Origin of the sequence: Dactylosporangium sp. NPDC000521 (assembly GCF_042898305.1) — a bacterium.
Classification (GTDB): Bacteria; Actinomycetota; Actinomycetes; order Mycobacteriales; family Micromonosporaceae; genus Dactylosporangium.
In genome coordinates this window covers 1-7,840 of sequence record NZ_JBIAYW010000053.1, presented here as the reverse complement: position 1 = coordinate 7,840, position 7,840 = coordinate 1, and the positions used below count along the sequence as shown (strand labels likewise).

At 69.2% G+C, this 7,840-nt stretch carries 5 protein-coding genes; 3 read left to right on the top strand and 2 right to left on the bottom strand.

Features of this window, described 5'->3' with window-relative positions:
- Positions 1–324: 324 nt before the first annotated feature.
- On the bottom strand, positions 325–657 hold the full coding sequence (locus ACFY3L_RS54395; RefSeq protein ID WP_389343864.1) for an MBL fold metallo-hydrolase: 333 nt from the start codon (positions 655–657) through the stop codon (positions 325–327).
- Positions 658–785: 128 nt separating this feature from the next.
- Between ACFY3L_RS54395 and ACFY3L_RS54390 the strand changes: the two genes are divergently transcribed.
- A complete protein-coding gene (locus ACFY3L_RS54390) occupies positions 786–2,177 on the top strand; it encodes a PQQ-binding-like beta-propeller repeat protein (protein ID WP_389343862.1) in 1,392 nt (463 codons plus the stop codon).
- 308 nt (positions 2,178–2,485) lie between these two features.
- A complete protein-coding gene (locus ACFY3L_RS54385; protein WP_389343859.1) occupies positions 2,486–5,188 on the top strand; it encodes a ricin-type beta-trefoil lectin domain protein in 2,703 nt (900 codons plus the stop codon).
- A gap of 283 nt (positions 5,189–5,471) precedes the next feature.
- On the opposite strand, the gene ACFY3L_RS54380 is transcribed toward ACFY3L_RS54385, so the two are convergent.
- Entirely contained in the window at positions 5,472–6,710 is a 1,239-nt protein-coding gene (locus ACFY3L_RS54380) for an MFS transporter (protein ID WP_389343856.1), read from the bottom strand.
- Positions 6,711–7,337: 627 nt separating this feature from the next.
- On the opposite strand from ACFY3L_RS54380, the gene ACFY3L_RS54375 reads away from it, so the two are divergent.
- Positions 7,338–7,840: endo-1,4-beta-xylanase (locus ACFY3L_RS54375; protein ID WP_389343867.1), on the top strand; the 503-nt coding region annotated here is incomplete at its 3' end.

The following is a 7,840-nucleotide window of genomic DNA, read 5'->3' as shown; positions in this document are numbered from 1 at the left end:
TTCTGAGTGTCGGAAGGGCCCCGCGCCCGCCCGGCCCATAATACATATTGATAGATTAACCCCCATTGTGGGCGGTTGCGCACCGCCCAGAAAGGAGCCCTTCAAAACAAAAGCAAACCCCCCCACCCCCGCAATGCCCCCCCGGGGGGGCCGGGGGGTTCCCCCCGGGGGCCGCCCGGGGCGGCCCCCGGGGGGCCCCCCCGGCCGGTCCGATCGACCTCACCAAGTCTCGCCCGGCGCGCACTGTCATCGGCTACCTGTCAGGCCGCCAGCGGAGTGCGCGCCGGGTTCAGCGCGCACGGTCGGCGGCATAAGCGTCAGCAGTTAGGACGCGGCAGCGTTCGGTCCGTACAGGCTCGCCGGTACGCCAGCCGCCAGGACCTGCGCCTCGGCGGGGTGGGCGGCGCGGTCGGCGAACTCGGGTGCACCACCGACGTGGTCCAGGTGCGCGTGGGTGAGCAGGACCATCGGATCGCGCTCGAACATGCCCGGAATCGTCTCCCGCAAGGGGACGACACCGAGCCCGGCGTCGACCACGATGTCGCGGTCGTCGCCGCGCAACCACCAGAAGTTCGCCGACAGCAGTTCGTTGACGTGCGGCTCCGAGATCCGGAGGACACCGCCACCCACTTCGGCCTGCGTGAACCAGTCGACCACACCCGCAAGTGTGCCAGCGCGGCGATGCCGCTTCCGGTCGGGCGGCTCGACGCCGGGTACCCCGAACCATCGCGAGGGCTCCACCGTGCATGCGTGGGCATCTATCCTGTGTGCGTGAGGAGCCCGTGGTGGACGCGATAATCGAGCTTGACACGCGCATCCCGTGGGAGCCGCCGGCGGCATCGCCACGGGCACGGGCACGACGGCCGTGGATCGTGCTCGTGGCGGTGGCGTTGCTCGCCGCGGGGACGCTGGTGGCGGCGGTGCCGCGCGCCGGCATCGAGCCGGTCTTCACCTTCGCCGGCTTCCGCGTAGGCAGCGTCGAGACCGGCGGTGGCCGGCTCATTGCCGAGCGGTACCACTCCATGGACACGGGCACGCAGGTCGAGGTGCTTCGTCTGCGTGACGGCACCCGGCTCTGGTCGATGACGCTGGAGCCCGGTCAGCACCTGACGTTCCTGACCGACAACGTCATGGCGCTGACGACCGATGTGCCGGTCGGCTCGACCGGTGCCCTCACCGTGCTGGACGCCGGCACGGGCGAGCCGCTGTGGCAGCGCCCGCAGGTCGCCTACCTCGCCCAGTCCGGAGGGCGGATCGTCGCCGAGGACCTGGCCGGCGTTGCCGAGGAGAGCCCGGTCGCCGAAGCCTGGCAGCCCGGCGAGACCCCGCTGAACGTTGTGCCGGAGCAACGCAGCCGGCACTACCTGGCCTTCGACGAGCACACCGGGGCGACGGTGTGGGAGGTTCGTGTGCCGCAGGGTTCCGCCGTCGACTTCAGCCAGGTCGGCGGCTCCGCCGGCCCGACGTTCATGTCGGAGCTGAGCCCCGCCGGCCTGCTGCAGATCCGGGATGCCGGCACCGGCCGTGTCGTCGCGACGGATCAACTGGACTGGTCCGGGACCATCGCGTCGTTCGCGATGGGCAGCTCGTTCCGGGAGTCCGGCTCGGCCCTGCCCGAGCAGGTGCTGCTCGCCAAGGGCGGCGAACGCGGCACGGACGTCTACGACCGCCGCAGCGGCCGGCTGCTGTGGCGCTGGGAGGCCGCGCGCTCCAGTGCCTGGGGCGGAATGGGCCTCTATCCCTGCGCTGTCGGCCTGTACTGCCTCGGCGACGCTTCCGGGTTGACGGCCATCGACGCACGCACCGGCGAGCGGCGCTGGCACGCCGCCGGCTACAACGGTGTCCTGGGTGGGGACGGTGACATCCTCGACGTCAGGTCAGGCAGGTCGACCGGCAACGCCGGCCCGCCCCGCGCGGCGGTCGACGTCCGCACCGGCCGGGTCGCTCCGGCGCTGACGGGGTGGCAACTCGCCGCGGTCGTGCCCGGTCGCGGGGTCGTGGCGTGGAAGTCCGGCGACAACGGCACGGCCCTGCTCGCTGCCGTCGACCCGCACAGTGGCCGGTTCACCGTGTTCGGCAGGCCGGCAGGTTGGTACGGCAATGCCGACTGCCGCAACGACCGCGACATGCTCGCGTGCGTGGCCGACGGAGCGCTGTCGGTCTGGAAACTCCCGTGACCAGGTAGCCACCGCTCCATCCAGATCGCCTCGGCGTCGACGACGTCGCCCCGCGGCGTGGCCACCGTTACGCCATGATCCTGCCGGACATAAACACCCACCAGCCTGGTGCCGGCTGGGGGAGTGGCATCGAAACATGCAAGACCTTGCTCTTCATACGTATGATGTTTACTCTCTGCGTTGTCGATGCCCGGACGGCGGCGCGGCCCGTCACTCCCCGCCGGTGCGATCACCCGTCGACGCGTCGTTCACCGCCGAACGAACGGCTCGCGGGCCCTGTCGATGGGCAGAGAAGAAGGGACCGAAACGTGAAGTCAGCGCTCTCCATCGCTGGAAGGTCGCTCGCAGCGGTCGCGGTGTCCGCCGCCGCGATACTGCTGCCGGCCGTCGCAAGCCCCCCGCCGGCCGCGGCCGCCACGCAGGCGACGTTCTACGTCGCCCCCGACGGCAGCGACAGCAACGCCGGCACGATCGCGGCTCCGTTCAAGACCGTGCAGCGCGCCCGGGACGTCGTCCGCACCGTCAACGCGAACATGACCGGCGACATCTACGTGTACCTGCGCGGCGGAAGCTATCCGATCTCCAGCACCATCGAATTCATGCCGGGTGACTCCGGCACCAACGGCTACCGCATCGTCTACGCCGCCTACCAGAACGAGCGTCCGGTGCTGCAAGCCGGAGTTCAGGTCACCGGCTGGACGCAGCACAGCGGCAACATCTGGAAGGCCCCGCTCAACCGGAGCAACAAACTGCGGTCGCTGTACGTGAACGGTAAGCGGGCGGTCATGGCCACCAAGACCATCAACTCGGCCGGGTGTTACGGCACGTACAACGTCAGCGCGGGACAGGCCGCCTGGGCGTGGGAGTCCGGATCGGAGTGCGACGGGTCCAAGTACGGCCTCGCGGACTTCCCCGCCGTCGCCCGCAACCAGGACGACATCGAGATCGAAACGGCGACGACCTGGACCACCGCCATCGTCGGCGTCCGCCAGGTCACCACGAGCGCGGACGGCGCGAACCGGGTGGCGCTCTTCCAGCAGCCCGGCGCGGCGATCGCCCAGGGCGCGTACAACGGCGACGCCCAGGCCGGCGGCAGCCACAAGCTCATGAACGCCTACGAGTTCCTGGACACGCCGGGCGAGTTCTTCTTCGACAAGACGAGCCGGGTGTTGTACTACTACAAGGCCAGTTCGGAAGACATGACGACCGCACCGGTGTACGCGCCGAACAACGTGACCACCACGCTGCGGATCGCCGGTCAGTCCACGAGCAGCCACGTCCGGAACATCACGTTCTCCGGCCTCACCGTCGAGCACTCGGACTGGAACCTGTTCAACGTCGCCGGCTCCGCCTTCAAACAGGCGCAGCAGGGCAATCTCGGTGCCTTCGCGTACGCGAAGGGCAACTTCCACGACTACTACTACCGCAACGTCGACGTCGCGCCCGGCATCGTCCAGATCGAGAACGCCGACGGGATCCTGTTGGAACGCAACCGGATCCAGCACACCGGCGCCGACGGTGTCAACATGGTCAACGACGTGCAGAACAGCCGGCTGATCGGGAACGCCACCTTCGACATCGCCGGATCCGCGGTCACGGTGGGCCATCCACAGCACGTGTACATCGGGGACGGCACCTCGACGAACCGCGAGAAGTACGCCGCCCAGGTCGAGGGCCTCAGCAAGAACATCGAGATCAGGAACAACTACCTCTACGACAGCGCCGTGCTGTTCAACGGGCACAGCCCGATCTCCGCATACTTCGCCGACACGCTGACCATCCAGCACAACCGGATCGAGAAAGCCCCATGGGCGGGCATCACGCTCGGCTGGGGCTGGTGGAACTTCGACGGATCGGCGGGCTCGATCGCGCCGAACCGGCCGACGACCACGGCGAGGAACAACACCATCAGCTACAACCACATCATCGACACGGTGCAGCGCCTCAGCGACACCGCCCCGATCTACACGCTGGGCAGCCAGCCGGGCACCACCATCACCAACAACTACCTCGAAGGCGTGCCCGCCGGTCACAAGTACGGGCTGCACCCGGACGAAGGATCGGCGTACATCACCTTCAAGGACAACGTGCTGAGCGTCGACAAGAACGTCACGTGGCTCATCAACTCCGACGACTGGGGCCGCAAGCACGACCTGAGCATCACTTCTACGTACGGCGCCATCAACAAGGTCTCCAACAAGACCTTGCCGAACAGCACCGTGCAGGACATCCTCGTCTCTTCCGACTACGTATGGCCGGCGGCGGCCCACGCGATCGCCGTGAGCTCCGGACTCGAGGACGCGTACCGCGACATCATCACCCAAGGTCAGGTGTCCCTGCCGAACTACGCCTTGCCGGCCAGCACATTCGTCGCCGGCGGCACGGCGACGATCCCGATCCGCAGCACCGGCGACGCGGCCGGGACCGTGTGGCTGGCTCCCTCGGGGACGACCACGTTCGTCGCCGGTCCGACGATGACCAGGGCAGCCGGCACCGCGACCTCCATCGCCGTGCCGGCGTCGTCCGGGGAGTACCGCCTCTACGTCGTGGACGCGCAGGGCAACCGGTCGGCCGAGTCGAAGTGGATCGTCCGGCAGCAGGGCGGCAGCACCAGCGGCCAGCAGAACGTCATGATCGTGGGCGGCGCGTCCGGCAGGTGCGTCGACATCGGCGGCACGAACCCGGCCAACGGCACCCAGGGCCAGCTGTGGGACTGCCACGGCGGCACCAACCAGCGCTTCACGTACACCTCGGGCAAGCAACTGCAGGTCTTCGGCAGCAAGTGCCTGGACACCAGCGGCCGGGGCACGACCAACGGCACCGCCGTGGTCATCTGGGACTGCAACGGCCAGAACAACCAGCAGTGGAACCTCAACGCCAACGGCACCATCACCGGCGTCCAGTCCGGGCTGTGCCTGGACGCCAACGGTGCCGGCACCGTCAACGGCACGAAGATCATCCTCTGGTCCTGCAACGGCGGCAGCAACCAGCAGTGGAGCCTGCGCGTCTGAACCCTGCGGCAGCCGCATGGCCGGCCGGGTCCACCGGCCTGCCATGCGGCGCCCGTCGCCGGGCCATTCACGCCTCGCCGAGGGCGGTGCCCCGGTCGCGCTGCTCACGGCCGCGGCGCGGACTGCTCGCCGGGCGGGTCCGCGACCGTGGCAGGTCGCGCTGATCGGGCGTCGACGGCCGGCACGTTGCCGGCGGCGGCCTTCGTCGGCGCGCAGCGTGGTGGCGGACAGCGGGCGACCACCGGGAACGGTCCGGTTGTCTCGTCGGGGTTCGATTTCCGCGTCATCGCGCCGCTTCCGTGCCCCGGAGGGTGCGTGCACGTCCGGCCAGCACGCCGGCGGCGAGCTTGACGGCGGTGAGGAGGAACAGCAGGGCGAACGGCCAGCGCCAGCCGCCGGTGCCGTCGTGCAGCAGGCCGACCAGGAGCGGGCCGGTGGTCGCCAGGAGGTACCCGACGCACTGCGCCATCGCCGACAGGCTGATCGACTCGGCGGCGCTGCCGGCGCGGGCCATGGTGAAGTAGAGCGCGAGCGCCATCACGCCACCCTGTCCCAGCCCGAGCAGTCCGGTCCACAGCGCGGCGGTGCTGAGCGGGGCCGCGACCGCACCGGCGAGTCCCACCGCACAGATCGACACCCCGGCGACCACCAGGACCCGCTGGTCGGCCCGCCGCTGCGCGAGCATCGGCGTGGTCAGCGCGGTCACCAGCCCGCCGATGCTGAGCATCGACACCAGCAGGCCGGCCTGTCCCGGGGTCGCGCCCCGGTCGCGGAAGAAGCTCGGCAGCCAGGACAGGGTGCTGTAGTAGATGAGGCTCTGCAGTCCCATGAACGCGGCGACCTGCCAGGCGAGCGCTGACCGGTAGACGGGCGGTGCTTCCCCCGCCTCTCCCGGCGTGGTCCCGGTGTGCCGGGACCACTGCGGCAGCCACACGAGCAGGGCCGCCACCGCCGGCAGGCACCAGACGCCGAGGGTCACGAGCCACGAGCCGCCGGATGCCTCGAACAGCGGCACGCTGGCGGCGGAGCCGACCATGGCGCCGATGTACAGCGCGAACAGGTACAGCCCGAGCAGCAGCCCGGTCCGCCGCGGCTGGCGGCGCCTGATCATGCTGGTCAGCAGGACGCTCATGACGGCGATGGCGCCGGCGGACGCGGCGGTCGCGACGAACAGCGCGATGTGGGGCAGGGCTGCCCGCGCGGCCAGCGCGCCGGCCAGCACGATCAGTGCCGCGGCGAGCGTGCGCTCCTCGCCGTGGCGCCGCCCGAGTGCCGCGGCGACCGGCGCGAACACGCCGAACGCCAGGACGGGGACGGTGGCGACGAAGGTGACGGCCGTCAGCGACAGGCTGAGATGGGTCTGCAGCTCGGGGAAGATCGGCGGCAGGCTGGTGACGGCAGGACGCAGGTTACAGGCCAGCAGCACCACACCGCAGCTGAGCAGCAGCAGATCCCGGCGGTCAGCGGCACGATCGCGGGCAGCGGGCTCCTGCTGCGTCTCGCGGGGTCGACCCGGTTTCATCGACGCATTCTTCCAGTGCGTGACGGTCCCGCAACCCGATTCGCCCGCACCGTCCGCCCACACGAAACGACCGTCACCTCCACGCGCGATGGGCGAGCCGGTCATGGTGCCGCATCAAGTTTGATGTTGACCTATGGAGGAATTATGCGTCGGTCATTCCGTGTGCGTCAATTGTTTCGAAAAACGCAGTGGTGTGCATTGCGTTTTGAGGTCGCCGGAAGTTGCCTGCCGGAAACTGTTATACATGACCCGTCCGTCGAGTCGACGCTCGAAAATTTCGCAGTCCGGCGACGTGTTCCGTGCAGTCGGAGTGCCGCTATGACCTGCGGAAACGATCCGATCATTTCGATGTTCCCGGAGTCCGGGAGCTGTTCGGCTTGAATGTTTCCGGCGGTTCTGGAAACCTCACCGTGCTAGGCGCGAACGTTCCGCCAGGCGCTCGCTGATTGGCCGGCACCGCTGGTGCAAAGGCCACACCCGGTCCGGGATGTTAGCGCTAACGCGATGCATTGATCACCGAAGGTAAGGGAGATCGAGGTGGCTGGAAGCCGGCGGAAGAGATCGTCCGCCATCAGAGCGCTGACCGCCGGTGTGGTCGGTGTCGTGGCCGTGGCGGTGGCCGCGGTGATGATGCCGGCGGCGGACGCGGCGGCGAGCACGCTGGGCGCGGCGGCGGCGCAGTCGGGCCGGTACTTCGGCACGGCGGTCGCGGCCGGTCGGCTGGGTGACTCGACGTACACGACGATCGCCGGTCGCGAGTTCAACATGATCACGGCCGAGAACGAGATGAAACCCGATGCGACGGAGCCGCAGCGGGGGCAGTTCAACTTCAGCGCCGGTGACCGCATCTACGACTGGGCGACGCAGCGGGGGATGAAGGTGCGTGGGCACACCCTGGCGTGGCACGGGCAGCAGCCGGGGTGGATGCAGAGCCTGTCCGGCAGCACCCTGCGGCAGGCGATGATCGACCACATCAACGGGGTGATGGGCCACTACCGGGGCAAGCTCGCCTACTGGGACGTGGTGAACGAGGCGTTCAACGAGGACGGCAGCCGCCGGCAGTCCAACCTGCAGGCCACCGGCAACGACTGGATCGAGGTGGCGTTCCGTACCGCCAGGAACGCGGACCC

Coding starts and splice junctions, on each gene's coding strand:
- ACFY3L_RS54380 (WP_389343856.1), bottom strand. CDS start 6,710: ATGAAACCGGGTCGACCCCGCGAGACGCAGCAGGAGCCCGCTGCCCGC.